At 63.5% G+C, this 16374-nt stretch carries 16 protein-coding genes; 10 read left to right on the top strand and 6 right to left on the bottom strand.

The features are described 5' to 3' along the window. The first annotated feature begins 68 nt into the window (after positions 1–68). The 3 genes from fabG1 (at position 69) to AC2ETI_RS00980 (ending at position 2807) form a co-directional block, all read left to right on the top strand. Positions 69–818, top strand: a complete 750-nt coding sequence (gene fabG1 / locus AC2ETI_RS00990) for a 3-oxoacyl-ACP reductase FabG1 (RefSeq protein ID WP_007727875.1) — start codon at positions 69–71, stop codon at positions 816–818. Positions 819–872: 54 nt separating this feature from the next. After that, positions 873–1670, top strand: a complete 798-nt coding sequence (gene inhA, locus AC2ETI_RS00985; protein WP_483633461.1) for an NADH-dependent enoyl-ACP reductase InhA — start codon at positions 873–875, stop codon at positions 1668–1670. Between the two features lie 84 nt (positions 1671–1754). Beyond that, entirely contained in the window at positions 1755–2807 is a 1053-nt protein-coding gene (locus AC2ETI_RS00980) for a ferrochelatase (RefSeq protein ID WP_021344248.1), read from the top strand. A 17-nt stretch (positions 2808–2824) separates the two neighbouring features. Here the strand turns inward: AC2ETI_RS00980 and AC2ETI_RS00975 are convergent, their stop codons facing one another. Next, entirely contained in the window at positions 2825–3433 is a 609-nt protein-coding gene (locus AC2ETI_RS00975; RefSeq protein ID WP_019748428.1) for a hypothetical protein, read from the bottom strand. Positions 3434–3539: 106 nt separating this feature from the next. Next, a complete protein-coding gene (locus AC2ETI_RS00970) occupies positions 3540–3881 on the bottom strand; it encodes a metallopeptidase family protein (protein ID WP_003944783.1) in 342 nt (113 codons plus the stop codon). Between the two features lie 77 nt (positions 3882–3958). On the opposite strand from AC2ETI_RS00970, the gene AC2ETI_RS00965 reads away from it, so the two are divergent. Together AC2ETI_RS00965 and AC2ETI_RS00960 are read left to right on the top strand one after the other, a co-directional pair. Beyond that, positions 3959–4450: a hypothetical protein gene (locus AC2ETI_RS00965; protein ID WP_020907745.1), complete on the top strand. Its 492-nt coding sequence runs from the start codon at positions 3959–3961 to the stop codon at positions 4448–4450. 181 nt (positions 4451–4631) lie between these two features. Next, complete coding sequence (locus tag AC2ETI_RS00960; RefSeq protein ID WP_483633460.1) at positions 4632–6398, top strand: enoyl-CoA hydratase-related protein; 1767 nt, start codon at positions 4632–4634, stop codon at positions 6396–6398. Here AC2ETI_RS00960 and AC2ETI_RS00955 read toward each other — a convergent pair. Beyond that, positions 6388–7179, bottom strand: coding sequence for a hypothetical protein (locus AC2ETI_RS00955; RefSeq protein ID WP_019748431.1), 792 nt, complete (start codon positions 7177–7179; stop codon positions 6388–6390). The two genes, AC2ETI_RS00960 and AC2ETI_RS00955, sit on opposite strands and share 11 nt — an antisense overlap. 67 nt (positions 7180–7246) lie before the next feature. Here AC2ETI_RS00955 and AC2ETI_RS00950 point away from each other — a divergent pair, with 67 nt between their 5' ends. The 3 genes from AC2ETI_RS00950 to AC2ETI_RS00940 are packed head-to-tail and all read left to right on the top strand — an operon-like array spanning position 7247 to position 9831. Then, positions 7247–8074, top strand: a complete 828-nt coding sequence (locus AC2ETI_RS00950) for a DUF3097 domain-containing protein (protein WP_047888332.1) — start codon at positions 7247–7249, stop codon at positions 8072–8074. Positions 8075–8116: 42 nt separating this feature from the next. Beyond that, positions 8117–8548, top strand: a complete 432-nt coding sequence (locus AC2ETI_RS00945; RefSeq protein WP_019748432.1) for an NfeD family protein — start codon at positions 8117–8119, stop codon at positions 8546–8548. After that, entirely contained in the window at positions 8548–9831 is a 1284-nt protein-coding gene (locus tag AC2ETI_RS00940) for an SPFH domain-containing protein (protein ID WP_483633459.1), read from the top strand. The genes AC2ETI_RS00945 and AC2ETI_RS00940 overlap by 1 nt, the downstream gene beginning before the upstream one ends. Positions 9832–9867: 36 nt before the next feature. On the opposite strand, the gene AC2ETI_RS00935 is transcribed toward AC2ETI_RS00940, so the two are convergent. Genes AC2ETI_RS00935 through AC2ETI_RS00925 form a run of 3 tightly spaced genes read right to left on the bottom strand, consistent with a single transcriptional unit; the run spans position 9868 to position 11792 of the window. Beyond that, positions 9868–10401 (bottom strand): hypothetical protein, encoded by a 534-nt coding sequence (locus AC2ETI_RS00935; protein WP_003944797.1) that lies wholly within the window; start codon positions 10399–10401, stop codon positions 9868–9870. A 55-nt stretch (positions 10402–10456) separates the two neighbouring features. Then, complete coding sequence (locus AC2ETI_RS00930) at positions 10457–11053, bottom strand: hypothetical protein (RefSeq protein ID WP_003944858.1); 597 nt, start codon at positions 11051–11053, stop codon at positions 10457–10459. Between the two features lie 31 nt (positions 11054–11084). Further along, entirely contained in the window at positions 11085–11792 is a 708-nt protein-coding gene (locus tag AC2ETI_RS00925; RefSeq protein WP_060938559.1) for a TVP38/TMEM64 family protein, read from the bottom strand. 423 nt (positions 11793–12215) lie between these two features. Between AC2ETI_RS00925 and mutA the strand changes: the two genes are divergently transcribed. Together mutA and scpA are read left to right on the top strand one after the other, a co-directional pair. Beyond that, the gene (gene mutA, locus AC2ETI_RS00920; protein ID WP_483633458.1) at positions 12216–14111 is read left to right on the top strand and encodes a methylmalonyl-CoA mutase small subunit; all 1896 of its coding nucleotides are present in this window, start codon (positions 12216–12218) and stop codon (positions 14109–14111) included. Beyond that, complete coding sequence (gene scpA, locus AC2ETI_RS00915; protein WP_019748436.1) at positions 14108–16360, top strand: methylmalonyl-CoA mutase; 2253 nt, start codon at positions 14108–14110, stop codon at positions 16358–16360. Before mutA ends, scpA begins: the two co-directional genes overlap by 4 nt. The last annotated feature ends 14 nt before the right edge of the window (positions 16361–16374 follow it).

Raw genomic sequence — 16374 nt, 5'->3', positions numbered from 1 at the left:
GAGAGCAGTTCCGAATTGTCCAAATACCGCTGGTACGCGGCCCGCAGAGAATTGATAGGTTGATCGCCATGTCTACCCCTCCCACGACAGTGGTTTCCGAACGGACCGTCACCACACCGCGCTCGGTGCTCGTCACCGGCGGTAACCGCGGAATCGGCTTGGCCGTCGCTCAGCGGCTCGCCGCAGACGGCCACAAGGTAGCCGTCACGCACCGCGGTTCCGGTGTCCCCGAAGGGTTGTTCGGCGTCGTTTGCGACGTCACCGACACCGAGTCGATCGACCGTGCATTCAAAGAGGTCGAAGCGCACCAGGGGCCGGTCGAGGTCATCGTCGCCAATGCCGGCGTCACCGACGACACACTGATCATGCGAATGAGCGAAGAGCAGTTCACGAGCGTCGTCGACGCGAACCTCACCGGTACGTTCCGCCTCTCGAAGCGTGCGACCCGGTCGATGCTGCGCGCGCGTTTCGGACGCTTCATCTTCCTCGGTTCGGTGGTGGGTCTGGCGGGACAAGCCGGCCAGGTCAACTACGCCGCGTCCAAGGCAGGCATCGTCGGTATCGCTCGTTCCCTGACAAGGGAACTCGGCTCGCGTTCGATCACCGCCAACGTCGTCGCACCGGGTTTCATCGAGACCGACATGACGGCAGCACTGGGCGACGACGTGAAGGACAAGGCCACCGAGTTCATCCCGTTGCAGCGGACCGGAAAGCCGGAAGATGTTGCAGCAGTTGTCAGTTTCCTCGCCTCCGACGATTCGGCATACGTCTCGGGTGCAGTCATCCCCGTCGACGGCGGACTCGGCATGGGGCACTGACCCGCTTTTCGCACACACACCTTTCTCGTACGTCTGAAATCAGGAGGACATCTCATGGGCGGTTTGCTCGAGGGTAAGACCATTCTTGTCACCGGCATCATCACCGATTCGTCGATCGCGTTCCACGTGGCCAAGGTCGCGCAGGAGCAGGGTGCGAAGGTGCTGATCACCGGATTCGATCGTCTGCGCCTCATCGATCGCATCGCCCAGCGACTGCCGCAGCCCGTGCCGCCGGCAATCTCGCTCAACGTCCAGAGCTCGGAGGATCTCGCATCTCTCGCCGAGCGTGTGCGCGAGCTGGCTCCCGAGGGTATCGACGGCGTGGTCCACTCGATCGGCTTCGCTCCCCGCTCCTGCCTGGGAAGCCCGTTCATGGACGCGCCGTGGGAAGACGTGGCGGTCGCACTCGAGGTGTCCGCATACTCGTACAGCGCACTGGCCAAGGCCTTGCTGCCGGTGCTCAACGACAACGCGTCCATCGTCGGAATGGACTTCGATCCGGCACGCGCAATGCCCTTCTACAACTGGATGGGTGTCTCCAAGGCAACCCTCGAGGCCGTCAACCGTTACGTGGCCAAAGAGGTGGGCGTCCGCGGCATCCGCTCGAACCTGGTGTCCTCCGGCCCGATCAAGACCCTGGCCGCCAAGGCCATTGCCGGCGACAGCACCGGTCCGGGCGCGGAGTTGGACAAGCTGAACACCGCATGGGAGGGTGCTGCGCCCATCGGCTGGGACGTCGACGATCGCGAGCCGGTCGCCAAAACGGTCTGCACCGTTCTCTCGGATTGGTTGCCCGGCACGACCGCGTCGATCATCTACGTCGACGGCGGCTTCCACGCGATGGTCGGCTAGTAGCACCCCTTCTACTACACAGGTGAGTACCCGGGTGACCCCCGCCGAACGGCATCACGCAAGATTGAACTCATGACCGCAAGTATGGACATGCAGTTCGATGCTCTTCTCGTTTTGTCGTTCGGCGGTCCCGAAAAACCCGAAGACGTACGGCCGTTCCTCGAAAACGTCACGCGCGGTAGGGGAGTGCCACCGGAGCGGCTCGACGCCGTTGTCGAGCACTACATGCATTTCGGTGGAGTTTCGCCCATCAACGCGCTCAACCGAGACCTGATCGAACGGGTCGAAGGTGAGTTGGCAGCAGCCGGCGTGGACCTGCCCGTGTACTTCGGCAACCGCAACTGGCACCCGATGGTCGAAGACACCGTTGCCAAGATGCGCGAGGACGGTGTCCGCAATGCCGCCGTGTTCGCCACGTCGGCGTGGGGCGGTTACTCGGGATGTCGGCAGTACCACGAGGACATCGTCCGTGCCCGTGAAGCCGTCGGTGACGGCGCACCGACGCTGACAAAACTTCGCCAGTACTACGACCATCCGCTCGTCGTCGGCGCGTTCGCCGACGGTGTGCGGGCGGCCCGCGCAGAGTTGCCCGAAGCGACTCGCGATACCGCGCGCCTGGTGTTCACGGCGCATTCGGTCCCGAGTGCCGCAGACCGCAATGCAGGGCCGCCGGCAGAGGGCGGAAACCTCTACAGCCGACAGGTTGCCGAGGCTGCGAAGTTGGTTGCCGAGGCCGTCGGCGTCGAAGATTTTGATCTGGTGTGGCAGTCGCGATCAGGCCCGCCGCAGGTTCCGTGGCTCGACCCCGACATCTGTGATCACCTGGATACGCTGTCCGCCAAGGACGTTCGCGCCGTGATCGTGTGTCCTGTCGGTTTCGTCTCCGATCACCTCGAAGTGGTGTGGGACCTGGACACCGAGGCCAAGGACAAGGCGGCCGAACTCGGTATGGATTTCGTGCGCGCCGCGACACCCGGCCGCGATCAGCGTTTTGCGCAGCTGGTGCCCACGCTCGTTCGGGAACTGGCCGACGCCGAGCAGCCACTGCGATTGGGGGTCGAGCCGCTGCTCGGCTCGACCACCAACGGTCTCTCGTGTGCGGTGAACTGCTGCGCGGCCGTTCAGCGCCCCCGCTGACGGAAGCTTTCCGACGCTCAGGAGTTCGGCTGCTTCAGCTTTCCGCAGGGTCCCGGAACGGTGGACGTGCTGCGTGAGGTGAGGAGCGTCTCGACGATCTGTCGATCCTCGGGGCTCAGTGACGGGTCGATGAAGTTGAGCTTGGGCGCCCCCAGTTCGCGGACTCGCCCGGCGAGGGTCGCTACAAATGACACTCGTTCTTCGTCATCGTCGTTGACGTCGTGGATCTGCAGCACCGACACCGGAAACTTGCGCAGCGTCACAGGCAGGAAGCGGGCGCCGAGCACATGGTCGACGTTGAATCCCGCCCACTGCCCCTGGTTGGCTTCCACGCATTCGGCGTCGGAGTGAATTGCGCTCTCGCCGATGTACTTACGGGCGGGGAGCATCTTCTTCGGTGCTAGTTCGGATGCACCTTGCTGCAGCACGGGAAAGTCGCCGTCCGAGTACAACCAGGGTTGGTTGGCCATCGAGATCAACCGGCCGGCGTCCAGATCCGGGAGATAGCGAGACTTGAGGAGAAACGCGACGCTGTCGACCGAGATGCCCAGCAGTTCGGCGGCCTTCTGTCGGCTCATCGCAAACGTCGGGGCATTCTTCGGGGCGATCTGGATCAAATTGACCATGCGAACTCCTGTAAGTGTTCAATTGTTGCGGGCTTGGTACAGCTGACATGACAATTCGCCGATTATCAACCTCTAGCTGATTTCCGACTTGTAGATGAGTCGGTTGTCACCATCCGAGTTCACGCAACCGGGGATCTCCGATCCCGAAGTGGTGGCCGATTTCGTGGATCACGGTTCGGCGAACTTGCTCGATCACCTCGTCTTCGGTGCTGCAGATCGCACAGATGGCCCTGCGGTAGATCGTGATGCGGTCGGGGAGGACGCCGGCGTACGTGGTGGTTCTCTTGGTCAGTGGGATGCCCTGATACAACCCGAGCAACCCCGGTCGTCCCCCTTCGAGTTGAACGGTCACCGCGACGTTGGCCATCTCCGCACCCAACTTCGGGGGCAGACTGTCGAGCGCCCGCTTGACCATGTCCTCGAACTGACTGTCGTCCACGTCGATCATCTGCCCATTGTGCGTGCGAGGGCGGGATCCGGGTGTGTCCATGTGGAAACAGTGCAGCTTACGGCTATGTTCATTGCGTGGCCGAAGACCTCTATCACCGTTACGAATTCACATTCATCGTTCAGATGCTGACAGTCTCGCAAGAGCAGGCGATCGAAGAGAGCTTGGGCGGAAGGGTCGAGGACCGGCGTGGACTGCAGTTGCTGACGCTCACCTCGGAAGGTATGCGAGCGGCGACGACGGCTATCACCGTGGTCGACCAGTTGGTGGCTGCAGGCGTGCGTCCCCAGCGGACGCATCCCGATTTGGTGTCACGTCAGGACATTGCCGACCGTGCGGGAGTGACGAGGCAGGCTGTCGGACAATGGGTGCGAGGGGTCCGGCAGGCGGCCACTCCCTTCCCGATTCCGTACAACTCGGTCGCCGGGGGGATCTGGTTCTGGGGCGATGTCCTGGATTGGTTGCGCCGTCAGGGGTACAGCCAGGACACCGGTTTGCGCTACCCGACGTTGGACGAACATATTCGCATCGACCGCCATATTGCGATCAATCACAAGACTGCGGGTTGACCGATCAAGCGGTTTGCCTGAAAATAGCTATTGAAACAAACCGACGGTAGGTATAAAGTCCCTAAATACCTCAATCAATCTATCGGTGCGTCGGCCCTGCTCTGGGGGGAGTTTGGTCTGCGCTGCAGATACCCGAGCATGCGAGCAGGAATCCATGGTTTCGACCCCCGAAGTTAGACCGATGCCCAAATCGGCCGCACTCACGACTTCTGTGGCTATTTCCAGCGCTGGAGCAACGACGAAGCTACGCGAAGCTGCACCGGGCAGGGGCCGTCTGCGAGCGGCGACGGCGGCGCTGTTCCGGCGCTCACGCCCACGCGCGGCTTCCGCGCCACCGTTGAGCGTGCTTCTTCTCGTCACCTCCGACAATGGTCTCTCGCAGCGGGCTGGTCTTGTTCTTCGCGAGGCGGGGCACCAAGTCCGCACCGCCGTCGTCGCCGGCGCGGACGCAGCGCTGGCCGCGACGTCTGCGGGAGATTTTGATCTCATCATCTGCCCGTTTCTGAAAGCCTATGTACCGGAATCTATTTGGCAGCGGTGGACAACGATCATCATCCATCCCGGCCCGCCCGGTGATCGCGGACCGTCGTCGCTGGACTGGGCGATAACGGATGGCGAACCGATCTGGGGAGTGACCGCGTTGCAGGCCGCCGAGGAACTCGATGCCGGAGCGTTGTGGGCGTGGCGGACATTCGAACTCCAGAGCGGTGCAACCAAATCTTCGGTATACAACGAGGCAGTCACCGACGCGGCGATGGAGTGCATTACGGAGGTCGTCGAACATTTCCGTACTCCTGACTTCCAGGCGATCCCATCGGACCGAGTTGCGCGGCCCGTGGCATCGGCCCGATCGAGGCCCAGCATGAAACAGGCCGATCGCGTTTTCAGCTGGGAGGAAGACGCGTCGAGCATCGTCCGCGCCGTCAACGCCGCCGACGGGTTTCCCGGCGTCGCCGTTCAGTTGGGGCTCGACCGGGTCTACGTCTACGACGCTCACCCCGATACCCACGTCGATGCAGCGCCCGGCACCATCGTCGAGTACTTCCACCAGGCGATACGTGTCGCCACCGGTGCGGGCTCCGTATGGATCGGACATGCGCGGCTCGTCGGCGCCGGCAATGTCAAACTTCCGTCGACCGCGGTCGTACGTCCGGACGTGTTCGTTCCACAGGTCTGGGAGAGTCGTTACCCCGAGACCGACTATCACCGCGACGGCGAAATCGGATATCTCTCGTTCCGCTTCTACAACGGTGCGATGAGTACGAAGCAATGCGCCCGACTGGCCGCCAGGCTCCGCTGGGCGATCGCGCAGGACACCAAGATTCTTGTCCTGACGGGTGACTACGACAGATTCAGCAACGGTATCCACCTCAACGTCATCGAGGCCGCGTCTGATCAAGCCGGAGAAGCGTGGGCCAACATCAAAGCCATCAACAAGATCGCGAAAGCGATCGTCACCTGTACGGAACAGGTTGTGGTGGCGGCATTCACAGGCAACGCCGGTGCCGGCGGGGTCATGCTCCCGCTTGGAGCCGACGTAGTCGTGGCCAGGGACGGTGTGGTTCTCAATCCTCATTACGCCACGATGGGCCTGTTCGGCTCGGAACTGCACACGTACACATTTCCGGCTCGGGTCGGCGAGGAGCAGGCCCGCAGCCTGCTGGCCGAGTGCAGTGCGATCGGTATCCGTCGAGCCTTGGACATCGGACTTGTCGACGCAATCGGCCCCAGGCGGCCGGATCTGTTCGAGGCGTGGTTGCACGAGGTCGCCACCGACTTGCTCGAAGGAGATCGGATGGAATCGATGCTGGAGCGCAAACGTCTTCGACTGGAACGTGATCCGGTGGAGCCCTACGAGGAGCGTGAGCTCGAAGAGATGAAGATCGACATGTTCGGTGACCGCAACGGGTTTGCCGAGAAACGCCGGAACTTCGTGCTCAAGCTCTGATCGACACGCTGTTCGCCGACGCGACACGGGCAGTGCGAACGACGTCCCACAGTCGTCGCAGCAGGTCGTCACGCCTCTGCGCAGTGGACACGCTCGGGGCCTGATTGGTCGAGACCGACGCAGCGACGGTAAGAATGGCTGCCACGTTGTCGGCGGTGTCGATCACCTGTAGATGCCGAGGTGACAGTGTCGACGGCCAGCGGTACCCGGCCTGGGCCTGCAGCGCTTCGGCGACCAGCGTACGAGCGTCGCCCCCAGGCATTCCGGTGGCTACGGTCGGAAGCCCGCCGAGCACCTCCGCTGCGTCCCGAACAGCCTGGCGCAGTTCGTATTCGGCTTCACGGAGTCCGATCGATTCGGCGCTGCCCGCCACAGTGGGAATGGAGAAAACCGTCCACCGCAAGACGTCCGGACCTTCCTTCGACGGCACGAGGCCGACTCCCGGCTTGCCGACGGCGCCGATCTGTATGCCTTCACCCGTTGCGATCGCAGCGCGTGCGAACTCGGTGCCAGTGGGCAGGCCACGTACATCGCCGGCCGTAGGAAGGACCAGGCGGACTTCAGCAGCCTCCGAGCGGGCGATTCTCAACAGGGTGGACACACCCGAAGCCGTGACTCCCGGCCACTCGAGATCGTGGCGGACCGCGGTTTCCGCATCGGCAGCGCCGATCAGGTGCATCGGCGCCCACGCGGCAAGGGCGTCGATGACGTCGTCCGGCGCAGCGTCGCCGGCGAGCCATGACGCTGCCCACACGGTGAGGGTTGCGCTGGGAGAACTCATGACCGTGAAGTTTAGTTCGGCGTGGCGACATGCGCGGCCCCGGCGTTGTGACCTAGCGTGATCCGGCGTGAGCGGTGGCAACGGATACGGTGACATTTTTGCGGGTCATACCCGCAAACAGAAGCGCGTGACGCCTGAAGTGGCGGCCGAACGTGATCTTGTCGTCGAGGATGCGGCGACAGGATTCTGCGGTGCGGTTGTCGGTTTCGAGCGCACGTACGACGGCGATTTCGTGCGACTCGAGGACGGGCGTTCCCGGACGCGGTTGTTCGCGATGCGCGAGGCGGCCTTCCTCATCGACGGCTCACCGGTCACCCTCGTTCGCCCGGCCCCCAGGCCCGCGTCCACCAAACCCGCACGATCGGCTTCGGGTTCGACCCGAGTCGAAGGCTTACGTGCACGCACGGCACTGCCCAGCCGGATCTGGGTGGAGGGAGTGCACGATGCTGCCCTCGTCGAGCGGGTGTGGGGCCATGACCTTCGCGTCGAAGGTGTTGTCGTCGAACATCTCGAAGGGCTCGACAATCTGGGGGAGCGGCTTGCCGAATTCGGGCCGGGCCCCGGCCGCCGTGTCGGTGTCCTCGTCGACCACCTGGTCACCGGTTCCAAGGAAACCCAACTGACTCAGGGCCTCGGCCCGAACGTGTTGGTGACCGGACATCCGTACATCGACGTGTGGGAGGCCGTTCGTCCCAAATCTGTCGGAATCGCCTCCTGGCCGAAGATTCCACGCGGCGAGGATTGGAAGACGGGAATCTGCCGCGAACTGGGCTGGGGGACACCTCAGGAGGGCTGGCGGCGGGTCTACAACTCGGTCGAGAGCTTCCGCGATCTGGAAGCTCCCTTGATCGGTGCCGTCGAACAACTTGTCGATTTCGTTACCGAGCCGAACTGACGTAGCGGCGGCCTGGGTCACACATTCTGGTTAGATGGTGTTGTGGCTGCACTTATTTGGCTGATCGGAGCACTGGTGCTCGCCGGGGCCGAAGCGCTGGTGGGGGATTTCTTCCTGCTGATGCTCGCCGGTGGGGCGCTCGCTACTGCCGGTGTCAGTGCTGTCACCGACTTCCCGGTGTGGGTCGACGCCGTCATGTTCGGAGTGTTCTCCGCCGCCCTCGTCCTGGGTGTGCGACCGATCATGTTGCGTCGCTTCGGTAGTCCGCCACCGACCCCGACCGGAATTCAGGCACTCGAAGGTAAACACGCTCTGGTTCTGGAAGAAGTGGGCGAGCATTCCGGGCAGGTCAAGTTGAACGGCGAGGTGTGGACTGCCAGGCCGTACGACACCACCGAGGTGTACCCGCCGGGCACCAAGGTGACGGTGATGGAAATCAACGGCGCAACAGCAGTCGTCTGGAGGGGACCTTAATGGCAGCACTCATAGTGCTCGGTGTGTTGGTGCTATTCGTGATCTTGGTGGTCGCGAAGTCGGTAGCACTGGTACCGCAGGCAGAAGCCGCGGTGATCGAGCGGCTCGGTAGGTATTCGAAGACGGTGTCCGGTCAGCTCACATTCTTGATCCCGTTCGCCGATCGTGTGCGCGCCAAGGTGGATCTTCGTGAGCGGGTGGTCTCCTTTCCACCGCAACCGGTGATCACCCAGGACAACCTGGCACTGTCCATCGACACGGTGGTGTACTTCCAGGTCACCAATCCGCAAGCTGCGGTGTACGAGATCAGCAACTACATCGCTGCCGTCGAGCAGTTGACAACCACGACGCTGCGAAACGTCGTCGGCGGAATGACCCTCGAAGAGACTCTGACCTCGCGTGATTCCATCAATGGTCAGCTTCGTGGTGTCCTCGACGAGGCGACCGGCCGCTGGGGCCTGCGAGTGGCCCGCGTCGAGCTCAAGAGCATCGATCCTCCGCCCTCCATCCAGGAGTCGATGGAAAAGCAGATGAAGGCGGACCGCGAGAAGCGCGCGATGATTCTGACGGCTGAAGGCCACCGCGAATCCGCTATCAAGACAGCCGAGGGCGCCAAGCAGAGCCAGATTCTTTCCGCCGAGGGCAACAAGCAGGCCTCGATCCTCAACGCCGAGGGTGAGCGTCAGTCCCAGATTCTTCGGGCCCAAGGTGACCGCGCGGCCAAGTACTTGCAGGCCCAAGGCGAGGCCAAGGCCATCGAGAAGGTTTTTGCTGCTATCAAGTCCGGTAAGCCGACTCCGGAATTGCTTGCATACCAGTATCTTCAGACGTTGCCGCAGATGGCGCAAGGCGATGCGAACAAGGTGTGGCTCGTGCCCAGCGACTTCGGTGACGCACTGAAGGGATTTGCGAAAACGCTTGGCGCGCAGGGGCAGGACGGTGTCTTCCGTTACGAGCCGCCGGCCGCCGAAGAGAATCTTCCCAACCCTGAGGACGATTCAGCTGAGGTGGCGGAGTGGTTTGAAACGAAATCCGATCCGGCTATCGCAGAAGCAGTCCGTGCTGCTGAAGTTGCTGCACGTACTCCCGTCGAAGATCCGGCAGCTGCGGTCAGGCACCTCCGTGAAAGTGCGCCCGAGCAGCCCGGATTCGTAGATCCCGCGCTGCCGCAGCAGAGTGAAAATCCTTGGCCCGGTCAGCTACCGCTGCCGTCCGAACGCGAAGAATTCCAGCAGAAGTACCCGTACCAGGATCAGCCGCCGGAGGGCGGCCAGCGCCGGTAGGCTCCTCTCGTAGTAATCGGGACGGGCGCTCGTCACCTACGTGATGAGTGCCCGTCCCGTTCCGCATACAGCGATCGCCCAGAGGACACTGACGAAAGTTCCCATGATGAACTGCTCGGACGCGTGAGGTTCGCGAAGTTCCGGGTACCGTGCGAGCCCCTTGACTGCCAAGACGATCGCGATCCCCTCCGGCCAGGTTGCGAGAATCGACGCCGCCACCGCGAGCCGTTCGAGGATGCCGATCACACGTCCGCCGCGAAGAGGTCCGGCGTCCGGTGCCGGGCTCCCGTCCGGTTGGCGACGAGCGATCTTGAAGGTGGCAAGTACCAACGGTGCACCGGCCGTGGCGGCGGCAAGTACGCACAGGACAAGCGTCGCTCCGAGAGCGAAACCGGTGACCGGGGTCGTTCGGGTCGATGCCAGTGCGGCAACACCCAGCGCCGGAAGAGCCACCACGGACGACGCCCATTCGGGGACTTCCAGTCGACCACGACTGAGCGGTCCCAGTGCCGCTGCAACTGCTGGTGCCGCGGCGGCGACGGCGAGCGCGATCAACGCCAGAACGACCATGTATTCGAGCCCCCTGCTGTGTCGACGAGTTTGTACCGGTGCGAGCGTGAGCAGTCTAGGGCTGGAGTCTGACCAAAAGTCGTTCTGCGAGTCTGCGCCCCGCGAGTTCTGCGTGCCACCCGGCTGTCAGGAGTCGCTTGGACATGGCCTGTTTGGTGATTCCGAGGTGGGCCGCCGCGCTGACCTGAGTAAGTCCGCTGTCCATCAGAGCGATGGCTTCGCGTCCGTCCTTCGTCTGTCTCGTGACAATCGTTCCGAGCAAGGTGAACGCGGCATCGACATCGGCGGCGAGTTCGTCGCGTGAGCTGTCGGCCGGCGCCTGTTCGACGGCAATTCTGGCCGGAGCTCGCTTGGCTCGCTCGACGGCGATCCGAGCAGCTTCGAATGCCGGTCCGCGTCCGGCCCGGGTCTGCCGTGGGAGAGGCTGCTCGACGGGACCGATCCCGATCCCGACACTCCAGTGCTCGCGCCGAATCAGCTCGAGTGCGACGAGGACGAGTAGCGCCGGATCGTCGGTCACCGCTTGAATCTCGTCGCCCGCCGTGCGCTCGAACGGCCGCAGGAGCCTGCGATCGGCCATGTCGTCGATGATGTCCCCGACGCGGTCGACATCGCGTCGGCTACCTCGCTGATCCACTGTCAGTACGAACATTAGTCAATGCTAGATAGTTGACTGTCAATAGTCAATCGTTTTGGGTTGACTCAATCAAATCAACCTCTTGAGATTGACCGTTGTCAACGATGGTTTCGCCCGGTGAAGGCTGACGGCGAGCGTCGAACACCAGACCGGCGATGCCGATCGCAATGCAGATCCCGGACAGAATCAGGAGACGAGGATCGGCTTCGCCGGAGAGCGCATCGCCCAGAACGACAATCCCAACAGTGCCGGGCAAGATGCCGACGACGGTGGCAAGGATGTAGGGCACGATCCGGATCGACGAAATGCCGCAGCAGTAGTTCACCACCGAGAAGGGGACAAACGCGATCAAGCGCAGAGAGCCGACGGCCAGCCACCCCCGCTTTTCGATCCGCTCGTCCACCCGCCGGATCGTCGGACTCGAAATCCGTTGCCACACGACGTCACGGCCGATGGCGCGGACCAGGTAGAGGGCCAGAACGGCGCTCACAGTCGTTGCCGCCACGGTAAGAGCGATGCCGGTCACCGAGCCGAAAAGAACCCCCGCACTGAGGGTGAAGACGGTGCGCGGGAACGGCGCGACGGTGACTATCGAATGAACCAGGAAGAACACGAGGGGAAACGCCGGGCCAACCGAGTCCGCCCACTCTCGCACCTGGGACACCGTGGGATGTGGGGCGAGGAGGGCTGCGAGGAACAAAGCGAGCACTACCAGGACTATTGCGATCAATCTTCGGTCCAGCAGGCGTCCCATCACAGGTCACAAGGCTACCTGCGAACGGTGAACCGGGCCGACTGCCGACCCGCAATCGTGAGTCGAACATTGCCACGGGGGCGGGAAAGCGACGTGCTCCAGGCGACAATGAAACGGCGCTGTGACGAAAACCACTAGGCTTTCGGAGTGGCCTTCACCTGTAGTCCCGGCCAGTGAAACGAACTCGCGGGTAACCCGTAAACATGCTGAACAATCGCTAGGTAAGGGCCGGTCACACGTGCACGAACGACCGAATCTGCACGTCGTCTGACCGGTCGGAAAGTGGCCGCGAACAGCCCTGTGAAGAACATGACGTGATCCTCACGATATCTGGGCTCAACCGCGGGTTAGCATCACAGAACTAACGAACAAATCCGATTATCGGTAAAGCGCTCACGCAAAAAATGAGAGGGAGCGGACACAGTGTCATTAGCTTCAGAAGCCGAGGCTGTCGAGCAGGCGTACGCGGAGTGGCAGCGCTCCGTAGCCGGTGTGCTCGCCAAGTCCCGCAGAGTCGATGCGGCAGAGCTGGGCCCCGAGCCACAGAAACTGCTCGAAACCGTCACCTACGACGGTGTCACTGTCGCACCGCTCTACAGCCCACGCGACGAGCGTCCCGAGCAGAGCTTGCCGGGCACGTTTCCGTACGTGCGTGGCGTCGACGCTCACCGTGATGTCAATGCCGGTTGGTTGGTTTCCGCTGCATTCGGAACCGCTTCGGCGGCCGAGACTAATCGCGCCATCCTGGACGCCCTCGAAAACGGAGTCAGCGCACTCTGGTTGAAGGTGGGCGCCGACGGCGTTCCGGTCACCGACCTCGCCGCTGCGCTCGAGGGCGTTCTTCTCGACCTCGCACCGCTCACGCTCGACGCAGGCGCCGAGGTGAACGATGCAGCCCGCGCACTCTTCTCTCTCCTCGATGCTCGCGGCGAAGCCGGCGACGGCGTCAGTGATCGCAGCAGTATCCGAGTCCACCTCGGTGCAGCGCCGCTGACCAGTTCGTTCTCCGGCGCAGCCGACGTCGAATTTGCAGGCGCCGTCGAGTTGGCCGCCCTCGCTGCAGCTCGCGCGGAAACCGTGCACGCGATCACCGTCGACGGCACGGCCTTCCACAACGCGGGTGCCGGCGACGCCGAGGAACTCGGAGCCGCGATTGCCGCCGGACTCGAATACCTCCGCGCACTCACCGCAGAGAGCGGTCTGACCATCGGTGCTGCGTTGTCGCAGTTGGCTTTCCGCTACTCGGCAACCGACGATCAGTTCCAGACCATCGCGAAGTTCCGCGCCGCACGTCTCGTGTGGGCCCGCATCGCTCAGGTCTGTGGAGCTTCCGACTTCGGTGGAGCGCCGCAGCACGCAGTCACTTCCGCCGCGATGATGGCTCAGCGTGATCCCTGGGTGAACATGCTGCGCACGACCCTCGCCGCATTCGGCGCCGGCGTCGGCGGAGCAGATGCAGTGACTGTTCTTCCGTTCGACGTCGCCCTGGCCGACGGCGCCCTTGGTGTCAGCAAGTCCTTCTCCTCGCGCATCGCGCGCAACACGCAGTTGCTTCTCCTCGAGGAGTCGCACCTGGGCCGCGTGCTCGATCCGTCGGCGGGCTCCTGGTACGTCGAGGACCTGACGCAGCAGATCGCCGCCACCGCGTGGGAGTTCTTCCAGGAAATCGAAGCAGCCGGCGGATATCTGGCGGCACTCGAAGCGGGAATCGTCTCCGGTCGCATCGCTGCCACGAAGGCCAAGCGTGACTCCGACATCGCACACCGTAAGACCACGGTCACCGGTGTCAACGAGTTCCCGAACCTCGGCGAAACGCCGCTGTCCGCCGAAGCCGTCGAGCCCGGCCAGTCCGTCGCCCGCTACGCAGCTGCATTCGAAGCGCTTCGTGACCGTTCGGACGCGTTCCTCGCCGCCGGCGGCGCCCGTCCCACTGCGCTTCTCGCGCCGCTGGGCTCGGTTGCAGAACACAACGTGCGCACCACGTTTGCGTCCAACCTGCTCGCTTCGGGTGGTATCGACGCAGTCAACCCCGGCCCCCTCGAGGTAGGCGCAGAAGCCATCTCCGCAGCCGTCAAGGCTTCCGGTGCCACCGTCGCGGTGCTGTGCGGCACGGACAAGCGCTACGGCGAGAGCGCCGCAGCGGCCGTCGCCGAACTTCGCGCTGCCGGCATCACCAAGGTGCTGCTCGCAGGACCGGAAAAGGCAGTCGCCGACGCGACCGGCGATTCTCGCCCGGACGGATTCCTCACAGCCCGCATCGACGCAGTGTCGGCTCTGACCGAACTGCTCGACTTCATCGAGACGGGAAGCTCCAAGTGACGACACGAGAGGTCAAGCACGTGATCGGCAGTTTCGCCGAGGTCCCACTCGAGGACCCGCAGTCTCCGGCACCCACACCGCCGTCGGTCGAGCAGGCACAGGCGCTCATCGAAGAGGGCGCAAACGCCAACAACTACGCCGCCGAGCAGGTTGTCTGGTCCACCCCGGAAGGCATCGACGTCAAGCCGGTGTACACCGGTGCGGACCGCACGGCCGCCGCCGAGTCCGGTTACCCGCTCGACAGCTTCCCGGGCGCAGCGCCGTTCCTGCGTGGTCCGTACCCGACCATGTACGTGAACCAGCCGTGGACCATTCGCCAGTACGCCGGATTCTCCACTGCCGCGGAGTCGAATGCGTTCTACCGTCGTAACCTCGCGGCCGGTCAGAAGGGCCTCTCGGTCGCCTTCGACCTCGCCACACACCGCGGCTACGACTCCGATCACCCTCGCGTTGCGGGTGACGTCGGAATGGCCGGTGTCGCAATCGATTCCATCCTCGACATGCGTCAGCTCTTCGACGGAATCGACCTCTCGCAGGTGTCGGTCTCGATGACGATGAACGGCGCCGTGCTGCCGATTCTCGCGCTGTACGTCGCTGCGGCAGGCGAGCAAGGCGTCACCCCGGACAAGCTGGCCGGAACGATCCAGAACGACATCCTCAAAGAGTTCATGGTTCGTAACACCTACATCTATCCGCCCAAGCCCTCGATGCGGATCATCTCGGACATCTTCGCGTACTCGAGCGCGGAAATGCCGAAGTACAACTCCATCTCCATCTCGGGCTACCACATCCAGGAAGCCGGAGCGACGGCCGATCTGGAACTGGCGTACACCCTCGCCGACGGCGTCGAGTACATCCGCGCCGGCCTCGACGCCGGTATGGACATCGACAAGTTCGCACCGCGCCTGTCCTTCTTCTGGGCCATCGGCATGAACTTCTTCATGGAGGTCGCCAAGCTCCGCGCCGGACGCCTCCTGTGGGCCGAGCTTGTTGCGAAGTTCGATCCCAAGAGCGCGAAGTCGCTCTCGCTGCGTACCCACTCGCAGACCTCGGGCTGGTCTCTGACCGCGCAGGACGTCTTCAACAACGTTCCGCGTACCTGCGTCGAAGCCATGGCTGCGACCCAGGGCCACACTCAGTCGCTGCACACCAACGCACTCGACGAGGCCATCGCACTGCCGACGGACTTCTCCGCCCGCATCGCCCGTAACACCCAGTTGCTGCTGCAGCAGGAATCCGGCACAGTGCGTCCCATCGACCCGTGGGGCGGCTCGTACTACGTCGAGTGGCTCACCAACGAACTCGCCAACCGGGCTCGTAAGCACATCGAAGAGGTCGAGGAAGCCGGCGGAATGGCTCAGGCCATCAACGAAGGCATCCCGAAGCTGCGCATCGAGGAAGCTGCCGCCCGCACCCAGGCACGCATCGACTCCGGTCGGCAGCCGCTCGTCGGCGTCAACAAGTACGTTCCCGACGAGGTCGACACCATCGAAGTTCTCAAGGTCGAGAACTCCAAGGTCCGCAAGGAACAGCTCGAGAAGCTGGTTCGCCTTCGCGCAGAACGTGATCCGGAAGCCGTCGAGGCCGCACTCGCGAACCTCACCCGCGCTGCCGCATCCACCGAAGGCGGCATGGAGAACAACCTCCTCGCCCTCGCTGTTGTCGCCGCCCGTGCGATGGCTACGGTCGGCGAGATTTCCGACGCCCTCGAAAAGGTGTACGGACGCCACCAGGCCGAGATCCGCACCATCAGTGGTGTGTACCGCGACGAGGCAGGAACGGTGAGCAACATCAGCAAGGCGATGGAACTGGTCGAGAAGTTCGCCGAGGACGAGGGACGTCGTCCCCGTATTCTCGTCGCGAAGATGGGCCAAGACGGTCACGACCGTGGCCAGAAGGTCATCTCCACGGCCTTCGCGGACATCGGATTCGACGTCGACGTCGGACCGCTGTTCCAGACTCCCGAAGAGGTCGCCAATCAGGCGGCCGACAACGACGTCCACGTAGTCGGTGTGTCGTCGTTGGCAGCCGGTCACCTCACCTTGGTGCCGGCGCTGCGGGAGGCTCTGGCTGCGGCCGGTCGTCCCGACATCATGATCGTCGTCGGCGGCGTCATTCCGCCCGGTGACTTCGACGAACTCTACGAGGCCGGCGCTGCTGCCATCTTCCCGCCCGGAACCGTCATCGCCGACGCTGCCAGCGGATTGTTGGAGAAGCTCTCCGCCCAACTGGGTCACGACCACAGCTGAGAAGGGGGTCACTG

Source organism: Rhodococcus sp. MurmanLake-1 (assembly GCF_056945715.1).
The sequence above is the reverse complement of the archived record's forward strand: the minus strand, read 5'-3'. Positions and strand labels throughout refer to the sequence as shown.